This is a genomic window from Streptomyces sp. NPDC093252, assembly GCF_040683675.1.
Classification (GTDB): Bacteria; Actinomycetota; Actinomycetes; order Streptomycetales; family Streptomycetaceae; genus Streptomyces.
Genome location: NZ_JBFBEM010000020.1, coordinates 30,345 through 47,131 on the forward strand (window position 1 = coordinate 30,345; position 16,787 = coordinate 47,131).

General features: G+C 74.7%; 16 protein-coding genes. 7 read left to right on the top strand and 9 right to left on the bottom strand.

Going from position 1 to position 16,787, the window contains the following annotated elements; genetic code table 11:
- The first annotated feature begins 23 nt into the window (after nucleotides 1-23).
- Nucleotides 24-296: a hypothetical protein gene (locus AB0O01_RS32955; protein ID WP_365319410.1), complete on the top strand. Its 273-nt coding sequence runs from the start codon at nucleotides 24-26 to the stop codon at nucleotides 294-296.
- A gap of 55 nt (nucleotides 297-351) precedes the next feature.
- Here the strand turns inward: AB0O01_RS32955 and AB0O01_RS32960 are convergent, their stop codons facing one another.
- The 3 genes from AB0O01_RS32960 to AB0O01_RS32970 form a co-directional block, all read right to left on the bottom strand.
- Nucleotides 352-1,932, bottom strand: coding sequence for an RICIN domain-containing protein (locus AB0O01_RS32960; RefSeq protein ID WP_365319238.1), 1,581 nt, complete (start codon nucleotides 1,930-1,932; stop codon nucleotides 352-354).
- Nucleotides 1,933-2,442: 510 nt separating this feature from the next.
- A complete protein-coding gene (locus AB0O01_RS32965) occupies nucleotides 2,443-2,826 on the bottom strand; it encodes a toxin Doc (protein ID WP_355738023.1) in 384 nt (127 codons plus the stop codon).
- Between the two features lie 3 nt (nucleotides 2,827-2,829).
- The gene (locus tag AB0O01_RS32970; protein WP_355738021.1) at nucleotides 2,830-3,075 is read right to left on the bottom strand and encodes a hypothetical protein; all 246 of its coding nucleotides are present in this window, start codon (nucleotides 3,073-3,075) and stop codon (nucleotides 2,830-2,832) included.
- Nucleotides 3,076-3,257: 182 nt separating this feature from the next.
- On the opposite strand from AB0O01_RS32970, the gene AB0O01_RS32975 reads away from it, so the two are divergent.
- Both AB0O01_RS32975 and AB0O01_RS32980 read left to right on the top strand, forming a co-directional pair.
- Nucleotides 3,258-3,980, top strand: a complete 723-nt coding sequence (locus AB0O01_RS32975; RefSeq protein ID WP_365319240.1) for a 2OG-Fe(II) oxygenase — start codon at nucleotides 3,258-3,260, stop codon at nucleotides 3,978-3,980.
- 919 nt (nucleotides 3,981-4,899) lie between these two features.
- Nucleotides 4,900-7,266 (top strand): SpoIIE family protein phosphatase, encoded by a 2,367-nt coding sequence (locus AB0O01_RS32980; protein ID WP_365319242.1) that lies wholly within the window; start codon nucleotides 4,900-4,902, stop codon nucleotides 7,264-7,266.
- 30 nt (nucleotides 7,267-7,296) lie between these two features.
- On the opposite strand, the gene AB0O01_RS32985 is transcribed toward AB0O01_RS32980, so the two are convergent.
- Complete coding sequence (locus tag AB0O01_RS32985) at nucleotides 7,297-9,096, bottom strand: ricin-type beta-trefoil lectin domain protein (protein ID WP_365319244.1); 1,800 nt, start codon at nucleotides 9,094-9,096, stop codon at nucleotides 7,297-7,299.
- Between the two features lie 286 nt (nucleotides 9,097-9,382).
- Complete coding sequence (locus AB0O01_RS32990; RefSeq protein WP_365319246.1) at nucleotides 9,383-10,303, bottom strand: helix-turn-helix domain-containing protein; 921 nt, start codon at nucleotides 10,301-10,303, stop codon at nucleotides 9,383-9,385.
- A gap of 70 nt (nucleotides 10,304-10,373) precedes the next feature.
- Between AB0O01_RS32990 and AB0O01_RS32995 the strand changes: the two genes are divergently transcribed.
- Nucleotides 10,374-11,195 (top strand): phytanoyl-CoA dioxygenase family protein, encoded by an 822-nt coding sequence (locus tag AB0O01_RS32995; protein ID WP_365319248.1) that lies wholly within the window; start codon nucleotides 10,374-10,376, stop codon nucleotides 11,193-11,195.
- A gap of 20 nt (nucleotides 11,196-11,215) precedes the next feature.
- On the opposite strand, the gene AB0O01_RS33000 is transcribed toward AB0O01_RS32995, so the two are convergent.
- The 3 genes from AB0O01_RS33000 to AB0O01_RS33010 all read right to left on the bottom strand — a co-directional run bounded on the left by AB0O01_RS33000 (nucleotide 11,216) and on the right by AB0O01_RS33010 (nucleotide 13,492).
- The gene (locus AB0O01_RS33000) at nucleotides 11,216-12,184 is read right to left on the bottom strand and encodes an aldo/keto reductase (protein WP_365319250.1); all 969 of its coding nucleotides are present in this window, start codon (nucleotides 12,182-12,184) and stop codon (nucleotides 11,216-11,218) included.
- Between the two features lie 79 nt (nucleotides 12,185-12,263).
- Nucleotides 12,264-12,806 (bottom strand): flavoprotein, encoded by a 543-nt coding sequence (locus AB0O01_RS33005; protein WP_365319252.1) that lies wholly within the window; start codon nucleotides 12,804-12,806, stop codon nucleotides 12,264-12,266.
- Complete coding sequence (locus AB0O01_RS33010; RefSeq protein WP_365319254.1) at nucleotides 12,803-13,492, bottom strand: NAD(P)H-dependent oxidoreductase; 690 nt, start codon at nucleotides 13,490-13,492, stop codon at nucleotides 12,803-12,805. The genes AB0O01_RS33005 and AB0O01_RS33010 overlap by 4 nt, the downstream gene beginning before the upstream one ends.
- A gap of 67 nt (nucleotides 13,493-13,559) precedes the next feature.
- Here AB0O01_RS33010 and AB0O01_RS33015 point away from each other — a divergent pair, with 67 nt between their 5' ends.
- On the top strand, nucleotides 13,560-14,453 hold the full coding sequence (locus AB0O01_RS33015; protein ID WP_365319256.1) for a sigma-70 family RNA polymerase sigma factor: 894 nt from the start codon (nucleotides 13,560-13,562) through the stop codon (nucleotides 14,451-14,453).
- Between the two features lie 443 nt (nucleotides 14,454-14,896).
- Here AB0O01_RS33015 and AB0O01_RS33020 read toward each other — a convergent pair whose 3' ends face one another.
- Nucleotides 14,897-15,343 carry a nuclear transport factor 2 family protein gene (locus tag AB0O01_RS33020; RefSeq protein WP_365319259.1) on the bottom strand — a complete coding sequence of 149 codons (447 nt, stop codon included), beginning with the start codon at nucleotides 15,341-15,343 and terminating at the stop codon, nucleotides 14,897-14,899.
- 202 nt (nucleotides 15,344-15,545) lie between these two features.
- Here AB0O01_RS33020 and AB0O01_RS33025 point away from each other — a divergent pair, with 202 nt between their 5' ends.
- Both AB0O01_RS33025 and AB0O01_RS33030 read left to right on the top strand, forming a co-directional pair.
- Entirely contained in the window at nucleotides 15,546-15,992 is a 447-nt protein-coding gene (locus AB0O01_RS33025; RefSeq protein ID WP_365319261.1) for a nitroreductase family deazaflavin-dependent oxidoreductase, read from the top strand.
- A 409-nt stretch (nucleotides 15,993-16,401) separates the two neighbouring features.
- On the top strand, nucleotides 16,402-16,782 hold the full coding sequence (locus AB0O01_RS33030; protein ID WP_365319263.1) for an anti-sigma factor antagonist: 381 nt from the start codon (nucleotides 16,402-16,404) through the stop codon (nucleotides 16,780-16,782).
- Nucleotides 16,783-16,787 lie beyond the last annotated feature (5 nt).

Below are 16,787 nucleotides of genomic sequence, written 5' to 3' on the forward strand. Positions count from 1 at the left end.
CCGCCCGCCGCCGACTCGCCCTCATGACCGCCGCCCTCGCCGCCGGGGCCCTCGCCCTGACGGGCTGTTCGCTCCGGATCCAGGAGGACATCTGCCGCGGCGGCGAGTACCCGGCCCTCTCCATCGGCGGCGGGGGCTCGTACTGCGAACGCGACGGCGACGAGCCCGACGCGGGCTTCACCCGCTACCCCGAGGGCAAGGTGCCGCAGCAGGTCGACGACGAGTGGGACGTGTACTGGCGGACCCACACGGTCGACAAGGACGGCGAGATCGTGGATCTGCCGGCCGGGGCGTGAGGGGCTGTCCGGAGCGGCTCGTCAACGCCCCCGGACCCCCTCCGCGCGCTCCCGCTCAGGGCGTGTCCGCCGCGCCCACCGCGCGCGGGGAGGGCCGGGCGCTCTCGATGGAGAGGGAGCCGGACGACGGGGCGTCGGTGCGCCAGCGCTGGCTGTCGGAGCCGTCGCGGACCTTGACGACCAGGTCGGCGGCGAGGTCGCCGGTGGTCGGGGCGAGGGCGAGGCGGTCGTCCCAGCGGGGCAGCAGCTCGCCCTCGGCGGTGAGGTCGTAGCGGACGTCGGCGGCCCGTTCGGACCGGGCGTCCACGCAGGTCCCGAGGATCACCACCCCGGCGTCGGCGTGCGAGTCCAGGCACAGCTCCGGGGCGGCCACGCTGCGCAGCAGTCCGTCGGCCTCGTACGCCCACTGCTGGGCCGGGGAGGTGGAGCACACGGCGAGTTCGGTGCCCGCACCGGCCTCGGCGGTGCCGCGTACGGCGAGACAGGCGTCGGTGGCGGAGTGGTGCAGCCGGGTGCTGCGCTGCGCGCCGGGCAGTCCGGCACCGCCGGGCGGGGCGGAGGCGCCGGTGCCCCGGTTGCCGCCGCCGGGGGCGCTGTCGGAGGCGATGGGGTCGGCGGCGCCGCCGTCGCCCCAGTTCGTGGCGGTGAGGACGACGGCGAGGAGTCCGGCGGAGACCAGCCCGGCGGTGACCAGGGCCCGGTTGGGGCGTGGTGCCCCGGGGCGGCGCGCGGGCAGCGGGAGGCGGGCGACGATCCGGTGGCGTCCGGCGGCGGCGCGGCGGCCCGTGGCGCGGCCGGGCTGGGTGCGGCCGGGGCGGGAGTCGCGGTAGCGGCGGGCGCCCCAGCCGAGGACGGCCTCGGCGAGAAGCAGATCGAGGCCGCCGTCGAAATGGCTCAGTTGTTCGGCCGCGTCCCGGCAGTAGCGGCACTCGGCGAGATGCTGCTGCACATCGGGCAGCAGGGCGCCGCCGCGCCGAATGGGAACGTCGAGGAGCCGGTTGTAGTAACCGCAGTCCTTGCTGGGGGCGAGTTCGCGGTGGGCCCGGACAAGGCCCTCGCGGTATTGGTCGCGGGCCTGTTCGAGTCCGGCCGACGCGCTGTCGGGATCGAGGCCGAGCAGTGCGGCGGGGCTGGATATCGGTTCCGCCTCGACCTCGGTGTGCCACAGGAGGCACTGGGCGAGTCCGGTGAGGCCCTTGAATGCGCGTTCGGCCAGGACGCGGTTTTCCGGCGTCAATGATTTCGCCGTGCGCATGCCACGTCCGCCGGAGGGTCTGCGGATGTCCGGGAGGACGGCGGCCGTCCGGTCGTCCGCCGACCAGAGCCGGACCGTGTCCCGGACGGCGACCAGCAGGCGGGGGCGCAGCGCGATGGCCGGCTCGCCCAGGGTCAGCCGGTCGAAGACCTGGTGGAACGCGGTGCCGGTGACCATCCCGGCGACCTCGGAGGAGGCCGCCAGACAGATCACCGCGTAGTCGTGCGCCGGGCGCCAGTGGCGGGCGGTCAGGACGGCGGTGGAATGGGCGACTTCCGTGTCCGTGCTGCCGTTGAGGCGGGTGGCGAGGGACTCGTCGGATTCCGCGGGCGTCCCGCCGGGCGGTGGGTAGGGCGGACGAGGGGGGTGGGGGGTGGGCACTGAGCGGATTCCTTCCCACGCGCGCGTGACACTCAGGGATTTCGGTCGCCGAAAAGGGGTCCGAGATGGTGTGTACCTTTTTGGCGAGGTCGCGGGGAGGGCGAATTCGTCCGTGGTCGGCCGGACTTCGTTCACCGGCGGACGCCGATCGGCCCCGCCCATTCCCCCCTGGGACGTAAACCCTCGCACACGTCGCTCAAGGCCAACAAGGCACTTGGGCAACATCCATATCGCTGAAGGAAAGTCAGACAACGCCGCCGCAGACCGCGCGGTACGGATTTCACCTTTCCCCGCGCCCCGTGTGAATCCTCCGCACACGCCGGCCGGGCACGCTCCCTGCCGGTGCCCCGCCGCCTGCGCTGCACTGGATACGGCCCCCCTTCCCGCGAGGCCACGCGCAGAACGGCGGCACTTCTGCGCGTCACGGCCGCCGGCCCCGATCATCCGCCTGGGGCCGGCGGCCCCCGGGGGCTTCCCCGGGGGGCCGGTCCCCCGTGGTGCCGCGGGCCCTCAGATCTGCCAGGAGCGCAGCCGGTCCGCCGCCCCGTACACATCCGTCTTGCCGTCGATCAGCGCGCGGACCAGGTCGACCAGGGCCCCGTAGGGCGGGTCGATGCCGACGCCGCTGACGAACATGTAGGCCACCGCCGTCGAGCAGGCGAAGCGGGCGTTGGCGGCGGGCAGGGGTTTGAGCAGGGCGAGGGTGTGCAGCAGGGCGGCGGCCCGCCAGGCCGGATCGGAGTCCACGCCGAGCCGGGGCGGATCGACCCGGTGCCGGGCGACGGCGGCGACCAGGGCGGAGAAGTCGTTGACGGTGGGCTGGTCCGGCAGCACCTCTTCGTGCCGCTGGAGCAGCCAGGGGACGTCGATATGGATGACGGGAGCGGGGCTCATCGGTCAGCCGACCCGCCCGGCACCCTTGACGGCGGGTTCGTCCTCCGGGAACGCCGCCGCGAACTCGTCGGCGTGCGACGCGAAGAACCGGCGGAACGCCTCCGCCCCCTCCTGCAACGCCCGGTGGCGCGCGATGTCGGCCGCGGCGGCCTCGCGCACGAGCGCCTTCATCGACGTACCGCGCTCCTTGGCGATCTGCCGGAGATCCTCCAGTTCGCGGTCACTGAACTCCACATTGAGAGCTGGCATGACCCAACGGTACCCCCGGGGTACTTACCCGTAAATATCGCCAGGTCACGAGGGATGGGGGACGGTACCGGCCGGTGTGGGGACGGGGGTGAGGACCAGGTCCGATTTCCGCCGGAAACGGACGCCCCGCCGTACCAGACTCGCTCCTGGACGCTCACTTCCGCACCGCAGAGGACAGACCCATGACGCTCACTCCCGCCGAGGCCCGCCGCCGCGCCGCCGGGACCGACTGGCCCGCCCTCGCGGCCGAACTGGACCGGTACGGCTGCGCGCCCACCGGACCGCTGCTCACCCCCGACGAGTGCCGGGACCTGGCGGACCTCTACGACACCCCGGAGCTGTTCCGGACCACCGTCGATCTGGCCCGGCACCGGTTCGGCTCCGGCCAGTACCGCTACTTCACCCACGACCTGCCCGCGCCGGTCGCCGCCCTGCGTGCCGCCCTCTACCCCCGGCTGCTGCCGATCGCCCGCGACTGGGCGGAGCGGCTCGGCCGTCCGGCGCCCTGGCCGGACACCCTGGACGCGTGGCTGGAGCGCTGCCACGCGGCCGGGCAGGACCGCTCGGCGCAGATCCTGCTGCACTACACCGAGGGCGACTGGAACGCCCTGCACCGGGATGTCTTCGGCGAGCTGGTCTTCCCGCTCCAGGTGGTGATCGCCCTGGACGCGCAGGGCACCGACTACACCGGCGGCGAGTTCCTGATGGTCGAGCAGCGGGCCCGCGCCCAGTCCCGGGGCACGGCGACCGTGCTGGAGCGGGGGCACGGGCTGGTGTTCACCACCCGGGAGCGGCCGGTGCGCTCGGCGCGCGGCTGGTCGGCCGGGGCGATGCGGCACGGGGTGAGCACGGTCCGCTCCGGGCGGCGACGCACCCTGGGCCTGGTCCTCCACGACGCCGCCTAGCGATCGCCTGGTGATAGGGGTGCCTCGACCGCCGACGCGGTGAGAGGGGAGATCAACGCCCGGGGGACGCGCCGGGGGTGCTGGTCCCGGTGGTGGTGGTCCCGGTGGTGGTGTTCCCGCTGCTGCTGGTGCTCAGCGGGTGTGCCCGTTCGCCGGGGCCCGCTTCACCCGCGACCGGCGCGAGCACCCTCCGCCGGAGCGGCCCCGCGACCGGCCGGTGCGCACGGCGACCGGCGCGGCCCGGACCGACCGGTATCCGGTCCTGCTCGCGGGCGGCGGCAACGACATCGTGGCGGCCCGGCCCCATCCGTCGATCGCCACGGCGACCCGGGCGGTGCGGATCGGGGTGTCCGCCGTCCCGGTGCCGGTCTCCGTGGTGACCCGGCGGATCCGTCCGGGGCCGCGGGCGCGGGAGCTGCCGTCGCACGGCCGCGAGGCGGGCCGGATCGTCCGGCTGGCGTACGGCGGGTACAGCGAAGTGCGCGAGCCACTCGACGCGGCCCGCCGCCATGTCCTGACGGCCCACGGGCGGCCGGGCCCCCGGTGGGCCCCCGCGACGGCCGGGCCGTCGGCGCCGGGCCCGGGGAGCCCGCCGGGCCCCCGGTCCGGGACGGCACCGGCTACGAGGCCGGGCCGGGGACCGGGGACGGCGGCGGGAACACCGGTGGACCGTCCGGAGGCGGTCCCGCCCACAACTGATCACGAACGGCCGAATGGTGACGGCATGTCAGTCACCATCCGGCCGGTTCCCGGTGTACGGCCCCGCCTCGTACGTCGGAGCGGCCGGTTCCGCGCCTTGACCTGCTCACCTGAGCCGGGCGGCGAGCTTGGGGCTTGTCGCTCGGGAAGCGTCGGAACGCACTACGCTTGACTCAAGTGACTCACCCTTCACGGTGAGTGTGCGCTAGGAGTGGCGACGATGAGCCCGGACGACCCGTTCGACGATGCCTCGACAGCCAGGGCGGTCATCGATGCCCACGGCGATGTGGCGGAGTGGAACGAAGGAGCCCGCAGGCTGCTGGGCTGGACCGCCGCCGAGGTCGTGGGCCGCCCGGTCGCCGCGCTGGTCGACGGCCCGTTCCCGGTCCCCCGGGCCCCGCGCTGGGACGGAACGCTCACTTTGCGCCACCGCGACGGCCGCGGACTCCCCGTGTGGCTGCTGATCCACCACCGCCGCCCGCACGGCACACCGGGCGACTGGCTGGTGGTCACTCCTGTGGGCGATGCCGCCATGACCCCGGACGACACCCTGGACAGCGCGGCCCTCACCCAGTCCCCCTGTGCCGTGGCGGTCTGCGACGAGCAGTTGCGGCTGCGCGGCCTCAACGCCGCGATGGCCGAGATCATCGGCCTGCCCGGCGACCGCATCAAGGGCCTGCGCCCCTCCGAGATCGGCGGAACACCGGAGACCGAGACCCTGGAGGAGCGGCTGCGGCAGTCCCTCTCCGAGCGGCGCGCCCTCGACATCGAGATGTGGATGCGGACCCGCGACAGCGACCGCGCACGGGCCTGGCTCACCCGAATGGCCCCGCTCACCGACACCGAGGGCCGGGTGCGCGGGGTGTGCCTGGCCGCCCACGACGTCACCGAGAACCATTTCGCCCGGGACCGCCTCCAGCTCCTCAACGAGGCCAGCGTCCGCATCGGCAGCACCCTCGACCTCACCCGCACCGCGCAGGAACTCGTCGACATCTGCGTCCCCGTGCTCGCCGACTTCGCCAGCGTCGATCTGCTGGACCCCGAGGACTACGGCGGTGAGCCCCCGCTCCGGCTCACCGCGCCGGTCGTACTGCGCCGCGCCGCCCACGGCTCGGTCACCCCGGGCACCCCCGAGGCCACCGTCAAACCCGGGGACGTCGACCGCTATCCGGCCGCCGCCCCGCACGCCGCCTCGCTCACCGCCGGGCACACCGTCCTCTCCTCGGTCGCGGCCGGTGACCTCGACCCCTGGCTGGCCACCACGGCACTGCGCGGCGAGCGCGTCCGGCGGATGGGGGTCCACGCCACGATGTCGGTGCCGATACGGGCCCGCGGCATCACCCTGGGCGTCGCCGTCTTCACCCGTTTTCGCCGCCCCGACCCGTTCACCGAGGACGACGTCCTGCTCGCCGAGGACCTCACCGCGCGGGCCGCGGTCTGTCTGGACAACGCCCGCCGCTACTCCCGCGAACGGCAGACCGCGCTCGCCCTCCAGCGCAGTCTGCTGCCCCGCACCCTGCCCCGCACGGCCGCCGTCGACGCCGCCTCCCGCTATCTCCCGGCCGCGCGGGCCGGGGTGGGCGGCGACTGGTTCGACGTGATCCCGCTGTCCGGGCTGCGGGTCGCCATGGTGGTCGGCGACGTGGTGGGACGGGGCGTCGCCGCGTCGGCCACGATGGGCCGGCTGCGCACCGCCGTCCGCACCCTCGCCGACATCGATCTCGCGCCGGACGAACTCCTCACCCACCTCGACGATCTGGTACTGCGGCTGTCGGAGGAGTCCGGGGGCGAGGGCAGCCCGGGAGAGGTCGGGGCGACCTGTCTGTACGCGGTGTACGACCCGGTGTCCCGGCGGTGCACCATGGCCAGCGCCGGTCATCCGCCGCCGCTGCTGCTGCCGCCGGGCGGGGAGCCCCGCCAGGTGGCGGTGCCGGAGGGCCCGGCGCTCGGCCTGGACGGGCTGCCGTTCGAGACGGCGGAGCTGTATCTCGCCGAGGGCAGTGTGCTGTCGTTCTACACGGACGGTCTGCTGGAGTCCAAGGGCCGCCCGCACGACGAGGGGCTGCGGCTGCTCTCCGACGCGCTCGCGGACCCCGGGGGTTCGCTGGACGAGACCTGCGACCACATTCTGCACACCCTGCTCCCGGCGGGCGGCGCCTGCGACGACGTGGCGCTGCTGCTGGCCCGCACCCGGGGCCTGCCTCCGGCCCGGATCGCCACCTGGGACATCCCGGCCGACCCGGCGCTGGTCGCCCCGATCCGCAAGCAGGTGGTGGAGCAGCTCGGCGTCTGGAAGCTGGAGGAGGCGGGGTTCACGGCCGAACTGGTGGTGAGCGAACTGGTCACCAACGCCATCCGCTACGGCGCCCATCCGATCCGGCTCCGGCTGATCCATGACACGGACACCCTGATCTGCGAGGTCTCCGACACCAGCCACACGGCCCCGCATCTGCGGCGCGCCCGCACCTGGGACGAGGGCGGCCGGGGCCTGCTGCTGGTCGCCCAGCTCACCCAGCGCTGGGGCAGCCGCCACACCCCCGAGGGCAAGACCATCTGGGCCGAACTGGCCCTCCTCGACGACACCTGAGCCGACCCGCGCCGGACACCGGGAGCGGGCTCAGCGCCCGCCCCGGCCCCCGCCGCCACCGTGCCCGCCCTCACCACCGCCACCGTCACCGTCGCCGCGGCCCCCGTCCCCGTCGTCCCCGTCGCAGTACGCGTAGGGGTAGCAGGGGTGGTCGGTGGACGGCTCGGGGGTCGGGGTGGGGGCGGCGGAGGGGGTCGCGGGCGGGCGCGGGGCCGTCGTCGGGGAGGGTGCGGGTGCGGGCTTCGCGGTGGTGGGAGCGGGGGGCGGCGGGGTGGTGCGGCCGAGGCCGCCGATGTCGTCCCAGTCGACGGCGGCCATCCGCAGATCGGGCCCGGAGGTGTCGAACACCCAGTGCTGGGCCTGCCCTCCGTCGCGCAGCTTCACCATGAGGGCGCCGGTGCCGTCGGTGGCGGCGGGGGTGAGCGCGAGATCCTGGTCCCAGCGCGGCACCAGGGTGCCGTCACGGGTGAGGTCGTAGCGGACGTCGGCGGTGTCGCCGCAGGCGGTGAGGCGGACCGAGTGCCCGATCCGGGAGTCGACGCACAGCCCGGGGTCGGCGGCGCTGCGCAGCAGTCCGTCGGTCTCGTACGACCAGCGCTGGGCAGGGTCGTCGCCGCAGGGGGCGAGTTCGGTCCCGGCGCCCTTGGCGACCTCGCCGCCCGCGACGGAGAGGCAGAGCCCGGAGGCGACGTTGTGGAGCCGGCCGCGGACATCGCGCTCGGGGGCGGAGGCGGGGTCGAAGCCGGAGGGGTCCCCGGGCCCGGACGGGGGTGCGGCACGGCCGGTGCCGGGGGTGCCGGCGGTGGCGGGGGCGCCCTCGCCGGAGCCGTTCGCGGCCCACAGGCCGAGCGGGACGGCGACCAGCGCGCCGGCGGTGAGGAGTACGGCGGCCCGGTTGCGGCGCCGGGCGGCGGCCCGGCGGGCGGCCACCCGGGGAGCCGGCGGGCGGGCGCCGGGGGCGGGGGCGTCCGGTTGCGGCGGCACGGCGGTGAAGGGGGCGTGGGTGGGGCGCGGCGGGATACCGGCGGGTGCCTCGCGGGCGGCGCGGGTGGCGACATAGGGGCGGGCGCCCCAGCCGAGGACGGCCTCGGCGAGGACGACACCGAGGTCGGTGTCGAACCGGCGGAGCTGGTCGGCGGTGTGCCGGCAGTGCGGGCAGGCGTCGACATGGGTGCCGAGGTCGGGGTCGATCCCGGCGCCGCCGCGGCGGCAGGTGACGTCGAGCATCCGGCTGAAGTGGCGGCAGCGCTGGGAGGGGGCCAGTTCATGGTGGACCTGGACGCATTCGGCGCGCAGCCGCTCGCGGGCCCGGCGCAGATCGGTCTCGGCGCTCACCGGGTCGGAGTCGAGCAGGGCGGCGGGGACCGCCGGGGGGTCGGACTCGACCTCGATGTGCCAGAGCAGACAGCGGGCGGATTCGGGCAGCCGCCGGAACGCGGCGGCGACCAGGCGTCGTTCGCCGGACGGCACGAGTGCGTCGGACGGGGCGCGGCGGAGGCCCCGGGCGCGCGATTCCCCACGCGGTGGTGCGGTCAGTTGGGCGCGCAGTTCGGGGGCCAGCAGCGCGTGCCGGTCGTCCGCGCTCCATTCCGCCGCGATACGGCGGACGGCGGTCAGCAGGCGCTGGCGCCACAGGGGGGACGGTGCGCCATGCGCGGGCGATTGGCCGAAGAGCCTGGTGAACGCGGCCGTGGTGAGCATTCCGGCGGCGCGGGAACCGTCGGTGCACAGTCGGGCGTAGGCGAAGGCCGCTTCCCAGTGCCGGTCGAGGAGTTCACCCACGGGGTGGGGCACGGGGTCCGGGGAATTCGACGAGCCTGCGTCGAGCACGGCTGCATTCCTCTCAAAGGACATGCGGCGAACGCAATGTCTGCACACCAACTGCGCACACTTTCGCACAGGGCATCTGACGGAACAAGAGACATCTTCATTTTCCGGCGCGGACCGGGTTTGGCGTGCTGCGGACGGCATTTGACCCCAGGTCAATTCCGCGGAGATCCAAAAAGGGCGGGGTCGAATCGACCGGAAATCGGCGTCTTGCCGACCGGGAAAGGTGGCGGGAATGTCGACAAGGGAATTCGGCGCCTTTGCGGTGGGGGCTCAGCGGTGGGGGTGCTCAGCGGTGGGCGGTGCGGTAGGCACCCGGCGGGGCCCCGTAGCGGCGGTGGAAGACCCGGTTGAAGTGGAACGGGCTGGCGAAGCCGGAGGTGGCGGCGACCCGCTCGACGGGCAGGTCGCTCTCCTCCAGCAGCCGAGCCGCGTACTGGAGCCGGGCCTCGCGCAGCGCCCGCATCGGGGACTCGCCGAGCTGCTGGGCGAAGAGATGGGCGAACCGGGACGGGGAGAGCGCGACGGCGGCGGCCAGTGAGGCCACGGTGTGCGGGGCGCCCGGGTCGGCGGCGATGACGGCCTGGGCGCGCAGCAGCCGGAGGTCGACGCCGGGGGCGGCGGGGGCGGAGCGGGCCGTGCCGGTGGCGAGCAGCACCGCCTCCTCCAGTGCCACGAGGGCCAGCTCGGTGGTGAGGGTGCCGTGCGCGACGGCGACCGCCTCGGCGGACGGCGGGACCGGGGCGCCCACCGGTCCCGGGGTGGCGCCGGGCTCGCCGGACCAGCGGGCATCGGCGAGCAGCCGCAGGAACGCCGACTCCACCCGGGCGTGCAGTCCGGCCGCGACCGGCGCCACGACATAGACGCCGTCCCCGGCCGCGTAGGGGCGCAGCCAGCCGAGCCAGGCGGCGCGTGCGCGGCAGTGCGCCCACCAGAACCGCCAGTGGCGGGCGCGGGGCGCCACCGCGTAGAGCTGCCGGACGCCGGGGGCCAGCGCCACCAGCTCCCCCGGGCCCGCGCTGACCTCGGTGGCGCCCTGGCGGAGCCGGCCCCGGCCGGCGGTGGTCCAGGTGAACAGCCAGCTATCGGCGCCGGACGGGCGGCTGACGGTGTAGCCGGGCCGCTGGTCGTAGTGCCCGGCCACCACCAGGCCGGGCGGCGGGGAGGGATTGCCCGGGGCGGCGGCCACGGACAATTCGTCAGCGCTCATGGACATCCTCCGGTGCGATCCGCCGACCTAGCGTGACCTGTGCACGGACGCCGGACCGAGGGAGCAGAACATGACAGCCACGGACAACGGCACCGCCGACCCCTCCATCCTGGCCCACACCGAGCTGGCCGGCTTCCACGACGGCTACCTGGTGGTACGGGGCCTCTTCGGCCCGGCCGAGATCGAAAAGCTGTGCGAGGAGTTCGCCGCGCTGCACGCGGCCGGTCCGGTGCCGGGGCACTTCGAGCCGGGCCGGGGCGGAGCCGGTGATCCGCTGGCCACCCATCCCCGGGTGATGCAGCCGCACGAGATCAGCGCGCCGGCCCGGGCCATGCTGCTGGACCCGCGGCTGCGCACGGTGCTGGAGTCCCTGCTCGGGGAGGAGGTGCTCGCCGCGCAGAGCATGTTCTACTTCAAACCGCCGGGCGCGCGGGGGCAGGCGCTGCACCAGGACAACTTCTATCTGCGGGTGGAGCCGGGCACCTGTGTGGCGGCCTGGGTGGCGTGCGATGTCATCGACCGGGAGAACGGCGGCCTGGAGGTGGTGCCGGGCACCCACCGGATGGACCTGTTCTGCCCGGAGACGGCGGACGAGGAGCTGTCCTTCGCCCGGGAGTACGTGCCGCCGCCGCCCGGTCTGGCCCCGGTCCCGGTCGACATGGCCCCGGGCGACGTGCTGTTCTTCAACGGCAGCCTGGTGCACGGCTCCCGTCCGAACCGCTCGGCGGACCGGTTCCGGCGCTCCTTCATCGGCCACTACGTGGGCCGCTCCACCGAGCGGATCGGCGGCTACTACCGCACCCTCACCATGGACGGCCGACGGGTCCCGCTCCCGGAGAGCGGGGGCGCGGGCCCGTGCGGCACGGAGTTCACCCCGGGCGGACCGCACTAGGGGGATGGCTGGGCGGCGGTTCAGTGGCCGGAGACCGGGTGCGGGGTGTAGGGCCGCTCCAGTTCCTCGGTCTCCTCGTCCGTGAGGGTGAGTTCGACGGCGGCGACCGCGTCCTCCAGATGGCCGGGCTTCGACGCGCCGACGATCGGGGCGGTGACCGTGTCCTGCTGGAGCAGCCAGGCCAGGGCGACCCGGGCGCGGGGGACGCCCCGCTCGGCGGCGATCCGGGTGACCGCCTCCACGACGGCCCGGTCGCCCTCCTGGTAGAGGGTGCTGCCGAACCGGTCGGTGGCACTGCGTCCGGTGGCCGTGCCCCAGTCGCGGGTGAGGCGTCCCCGGGCGAGCGGGCTCCAGGGCAGGACGCCGACCCCCTGGTCCGCGCAGAGCGGCAGCATCTCGCGCTCCTCCTCGCGGTAGATCAGGTTGTAGTGGTTCTGCATGGACACGAACCGGGTCCAGCCGTGGGCCGCGGCGGTGTACTGCGCCTTCGAGAACTGCCACGCGTCCATCGAACTCGCCCCGAGGTAGCGCACCTTGCCCGCCCGCACCAGATCGTGCAGCGCCTCCATCGTCTCCTCGATGGGGGTGTGGGGGTCCCAGCGGTGGATCTGGTAGAGGTCGACGTGGTCGGTGCCGAGGCGGGTCAGGCTGTGGTCGATCTCCGTCATGATCGCCTTGCGGGAGAGTCCGCCGCCGTTCGGACCGGGGCGCATCCGCCCGTGGACCTTGGTGGCGAGCACGATCTCGTCCCGGTCGGCGAAGTCCCGCAGCGCCCGGCCGACGATCTCCTCGCTGGTGCCGTCGGAGTAGACGTTCGCGGTGTCGAAGAAATTGATCCCGGCATCGAGGGCCTGCTTGATCAGCGGGCGGGCGGCGTCCTCGTCGAGGGTCCACTCATGGGTGCCCCGGTCGGGGACGCCGTAGGTCATACAGCCCAGGCAGATCCGGGACACGTCCATACCGGTCGAACCGAGCTTCACGTACTCCATCGTTGCTGCTCCCGTCGTCGGGTGGGGCGACCGCCAGGCAGCCTACGACCTCGCGTCCGCGCCCCGCCGTGCGCACGGATCAGCGCTCCACGAGATCCAGGGCCCGTTCCCAGCCGAAGCGCGGGCGGTGGCCGTGCTCGTCCGGGTCGCCGGAGTAGGGGTCGCCGAAGCGGACGCCCATCGCGCGCAGCCGGATCAGACTGTCCTGGTAGGCCGGGTGGGCGGCCAGCGCGTCCGCGACACAGGGCAGCGCGGCGACCGGGACGCCGAGGCCGTACGTCTCGCAGAGGGTGGCCACGGCCAGGGTGTCGGCGAGGCCCGCCGCCCATTTGTTGACGGTGTTGAAGGTGGCGGGCGCGACCACCACCGCGTCCGGCGGCGGGAACGGGCGGGGGTCGGCGGGGCCGCGCCAGGCCGAACGGATCGGGCGCCCGCTGCGGGCCTCGATGTCGGCGACGTCGAAGAAGCCGCCGCCCGCGGCGACCGGGGTGGCGATGACCCCGGTCTCCCAGCCCCGCCGCCGGGCCCCGTCGATCAGCTCACCGACCTCGGCGGCGATCCCGGCGGCACAGACGACGACGTAGAGGAAGGGTCCGGCGTCCCCGGGGTTCTGCTGGCTCATCCGGGAACCCTACTGGCAGGGCCCGCTGCCAGGGCCGTCAGGCGCTGCTCCGCCTCGGTGAGGGAGCGGGCGGCCAGGTGTTCCAGGCCGGCCAGGTGGGGGATGAGGTCGGCGCGGGTGAGGTCGGCGGTCACCAGATGGAGATCGGTCACGCCGAGGTTGCCGAAGTAGGTGCGCAGGTAAGGGGCCTGGAAGTCGTGGTGCTCGCGCGGGGTGCCGGGGCCGTAGCCGCCGCCGCGGGCCAGCACCGCCACCACCCGGGTCCCGGCGAGCAGGCTCTCGCCGGAGTCCGGGTCGGTGAAGGCGCCGGGGAAGGTGACCCGGTCGATCCACGCCTTCAGGGAGGCGGGCACCGAGAGGTTGTACATGGGGACACCGAGCAGCAGGGTCCGCGCGGTGCGGAGTTCGTCGATCAGCGGGCGGGTCAGCGCCCACTCGCGTTCCTCGTCCGGGCCGCTGAGCAGGGCGGGCACCGTGTCGGGCGGGACCATGCCCGCGCGCTCCACCCGGCGGCCGAGCGCGGTGTAGGCGGCGGTCAGCGGCGGCACCGGATCGGCGGCCAGGTCGCGGTGGCGGACCGGGCCCCGGTGCCGGGCCCGCCAGACGGTCAGGAACCGCCCGGTCAGCCGTCGGCTCACCGAGTCGGCGGGCGTGTCGGCGCTGGAGTCGATGTGGAGCAGAGTCATCCGTGGTCACCTCGATGGTCGTGGGCTCGTCAGAGAGGTGACGGGGCACGACAGGGAAAGGTGACCGATGCACGGCGACGGTGGCGGGGGCGAGGAGCTGGCCCTGCGGTTCGAGGAGCAGCGCGGGCGGCTGCGGGCGGTCGCGTACCGGATGCTGGGCTCGCCGGAGGAGGCGGAGGACGCCGTCCAGGAGACCTGGCTGCGGCTCGGCCGCTCCGGCGCCGAGGGGATCGGCAATCTGGCGGGCTGGCTGACGACCGTGGTGTCCCGGGTGTGCCTGGACATGCTGCGGGCCCGCGCGTCCCGCCGGGAGGAGCCGTACGGGCCGTGGGCGCCGGAGCCGGGCGGTCCCGGTGAGGGGAATGTGCCCGAGGAGCGGGCGGTGCTGGCGGAGTCGGTGGGGCTGGCGCTGCTGGTGGTGCTGGGGCGGCTGACCCCGGCGGAGCGGGTGGCGTTCGTGCTGCACGATCTGTTCGCGCTGCCGTTCGAGGAGGTGGCGCCGATCGTGGACCGCTCACTGCCGGCCGCGAAGAAGCTCGCCAGCCGGGCCCGGCACAAGGTGCGGGGCACCTCCGCGCTGCCCGGGGAGACGCTCGAAGGGCACCGGCGGGTGGTCGAGGCGTTCCTCGCGGCGGCGCGGGGCGGTGACACGGCGGCGCTGCTCGCCGTGCTCGCCCCCGATGTGGTCCGGCACGCCGACCCGGCCGTGCTGCCACCGGGGATGCCGGTGGAGCTGCGGGGCGCCCGCGCGGTGGCGGAGGGCACGGTACTGCTGCGGGAGCGGGCCCGGTCGGGTGCGGTGGCCCTGGTGGACGGCGCGGTCGGCATCGTGGTCGCCCCGGGCGGACGGCTGCTGTGCGTGCTCCGGGTGACGGTGGCCGGGGAGCGGGTCGCCGGGTACGAGGTGGTCGCGGACCGGGGGCGGCTGCGGGGGGTGGAGGTGGGGGTGTTGGGGGTGTGAGGGGGGGGTGGGGAGGCGGGGGGGTGATTGGGGCGGGGGTGTGAGTGGGGGGCGGGTTCGGTGGGGGCGGGGGTGTGAGTGGGGGGCGGGGGTGCGTTGCTTGTCGGGTTGGGCGGCGGTGGGGGGGGCGTGGCCCGGCGCCCCAAGGCCGCGCCGCTCGGCCTCCGGGCGCCGGGTGGGCTCGCTGTCGGCGGGTGCGCGGCCGGGGGGGCGGCACGGCCGGGGGGCGGCACGGTCCGGGGACGGCACGGTCCGGGGGGCAGCGCGGCCGGAGGGGCAACCAGGCCGGGGAGGCGGCACGGTCAGGGGGGCAGCGCAGCCGAGTGACAGCGCGGCCGGGGTGTCGTTGCGGGCCCGGGTCGGAGGGGTCGGCGTCGGCGGGGCGGGCGGGGGCGCCGTCGTGTCCGCTCCGGTGGGGGCGGGGCGGCGCACGGGGGTGGGAATCAGGCGACGGCCGCCGGGGTGAACGCCTGGGACACGGCGAGGCTGTCCTCGTAGACGTGGTGGCGGACGACGAGGCCGTCGGTGACGGTGAGGTGGAGGGCGAAACGGGCCCGGTAGGCGCGGCCGGTGGCCGCGGCGGTCTGGCGGATCTCACCGAGGACCACCGCGTCGGCGCCGTCCACCAGGACGCGTTCGACCCGGGTGTCCACCTCCTCGGGGCGGTGGTACGCGCCCAGGTCCCGGTAGTGGGCGGCGGCGTCGGCGCGGGTGCGGCGGGGGCGGATCCACGGGGTGGCGGCGCGGCCGTGCTCCTCCTCGGGCCAGCTCAGCTTCCAGTCGGTGTCGTCGGCGTACAGCTCGGCGACGCGCTCCGGGTCGCCCGCGGCGATCCGGCGCAGCAGTTCCTCCACCACGGTGCGTGTGGTCGTGTCGTCGGCGCTGGTCATGGCCTCTCCCCTGTCGTCGTGCGATGTTGTTCGCGGTGATCACCACTGTGCCGGACGGGCCCGCGGGTACGCGATGACCTCCGGGGTAAGGGCGCGCGGCGGGCCGGGCCCGGTGGAGGAAACGGGCGCGGTGCGGCGTTGCAGCCGACAGGTGCGCTGTCCGCGAGCCGCGTGACAGCGGGACGCGAAGGGACGGGCAGTCATGCCTCTGGAAGGTGAGTACGAGCCGAGCCCGAACAAGTGGGTCGAGGACCAGGTCCAGCTCTACGAGCGGACCGGCGGGGCCGAGGGCAATCATCAGCCCGGCGGTGACCGGCCCGTGGTGATCCTCACCAGTGTGGGCGCGCGGAGCGGCAAGATCCGCAAGACGCCGGTGATGCGCGTGGAGCACGACGGTACCTACGCGGTGGTCGCCTCCCTGGGCGGTGCCCCGAAGAACCCGGTCTGGTACTACAACCTGAAGTCCGAGCCCCGGGTGGAGCTCCAGGACGGGCCGTTGCGGCGGGACATGGTCGCCCGCGAGCTGTCCGGGCCGGAGCGCGAGCGCTGGTGGGCGCGGGCGGTGGAGGCGTATCCGCCGTACGCGGAGTACCAGACGAAGACGGACCGGGTGATCCCGGTGTTCGTGGTGGAGGCGGCGGGCGGGTGAGCCGGGCGCCCGCGCCGGAGCGGAACCGAACTCTCCGCGCCGGGCGTGCATAAATCTGCTTCACGCCGGGCACTCGACAGTCAGGCCCCGCCGCGTTCCCCCGTCGCGGCGGGGCCTCTCGCGGAGGTCCGGCCGATCGGGCCCGCCTCCGCCTCGCCCCTCTCGCCCCGTCGGCGCCCGGCGCCGAGGCACCCGGGGCAGCCGTCGACCCGTGGGACGGTTACGCTCCGCTGGGACCACAAAGTACACAACTACGGTCGGTCTCCGCCCCGCGAGCACAGAACTCGCTCTCAATTCGGCGACATATGTCAATCGAACATGCTGGAATTCCTCCTAACGAGGGTAACTTGCAGGGCAGCGAACGGTGTTGGACCGTGTCCCGCGGGTTCAGCAGGTAGGAGGCGATGTCGTGCAGCAGGACCCCGCGCCGCTCACCCGGCAGTTGCGCGTCCACCGGGTGCGCGGCTACACCGTCGTGGAGTTCCGCGGCGAGATCGACATCGCCGCCGCGGCGGCGATCGCCCCGTACCTCGACGCCGTGACCGCCCGTCCCGGGTCGTTGATCGTGCTCGACCTCACCCACATCGAGTTCTTCGACTGTTCGGGGCTGCGCCTGCTGTACCGGGCCCGCACCCGGGTCCTGGACCGGGACGGGCGGCTCCAGTTGGTCTGCGCCCATCCGCTGACCCTGCGGGTGCTGCGGGTGACCGGGCTCTCCCGGCTGCTGCCGCCGCTCGCCACCCTGGAGGAGGCGACGGCCCGGCCGGGGGCCGCCTCGGGCTCGCTCTGACCGTT

Bases quoted from the DNA above. Each gene is read 5' to 3' on its own strand.
- AB0O01_RS32955 (WP_365319410.1), top strand. From the start codon at position 24: ATGACCGCCGCCCTCGCCGCCGGGGCCCTCGCCCTGACGGGCTGTTCG.
- AB0O01_RS32965 (WP_355738023.1), bottom strand. From the start codon at position 2,826: ATGAGCCCCGCTCCCGTCATCCATATCGACGTCCCCTGGCTGCTCCAG.
- AB0O01_RS32970 (WP_355738021.1), bottom strand. From the start codon at position 3,075: ATGCCAGCTCTCAATGTGGAGTTCAGTGACCGCGAACTGGAGGATCTC.
- AB0O01_RS32975 (WP_365319240.1), top strand. From the start codon at position 3,258: ATGACGCTCACTCCCGCCGAGGCCCGCCGCCGCGCCGCCGGGACCGAC.
- AB0O01_RS32980 (WP_365319242.1), top strand. From the start codon at position 4,900: ATGAGCCCGGACGACCCGTTCGACGATGCCTCGACAGCCAGGGCGGTC.
- AB0O01_RS32990 (WP_365319246.1), bottom strand. From the start codon at position 10,303: ATGAGCGCTGACGAATTGTCCGTGGCCGCCGCCCCGGGCAATCCCTCC.
- AB0O01_RS32995 (WP_365319248.1), top strand. From the start codon at position 10,374: ATGACAGCCACGGACAACGGCACCGCCGACCCCTCCATCCTGGCCCAC.
- AB0O01_RS33000 (WP_365319250.1), bottom strand. From the start codon at position 12,184: ATGGAGTACGTGAAGCTCGGTTCGACCGGTATGGACGTGTCCCGGATC.
- AB0O01_RS33005 (WP_365319252.1), bottom strand. From the start codon at position 12,806: ATGAGCCAGCAGAACCCCGGGGACGCCGGACCCTTCCTCTACGTCGTC.
- AB0O01_RS33010 (WP_365319254.1), bottom strand. From the start codon at position 13,492: ATGACTCTGCTCCACATCGACTCCAGCGCCGACACGCCCGCCGACTCG.
- AB0O01_RS33015 (WP_365319256.1), top strand. From the start codon at position 13,560: ATGCACGGCGACGGTGGCGGGGGCGAGGAGCTGGCCCTGCGGTTCGAG.
- AB0O01_RS33020 (WP_365319259.1), bottom strand. From the start codon at position 15,343: ATGACCAGCGCCGACGACACGACCACACGCACCGTGGTGGAGGAACTG.
- AB0O01_RS33025 (WP_365319261.1), top strand. From the start codon at position 15,546: ATGCCTCTGGAAGGTGAGTACGAGCCGAGCCCGAACAAGTGGGTCGAG.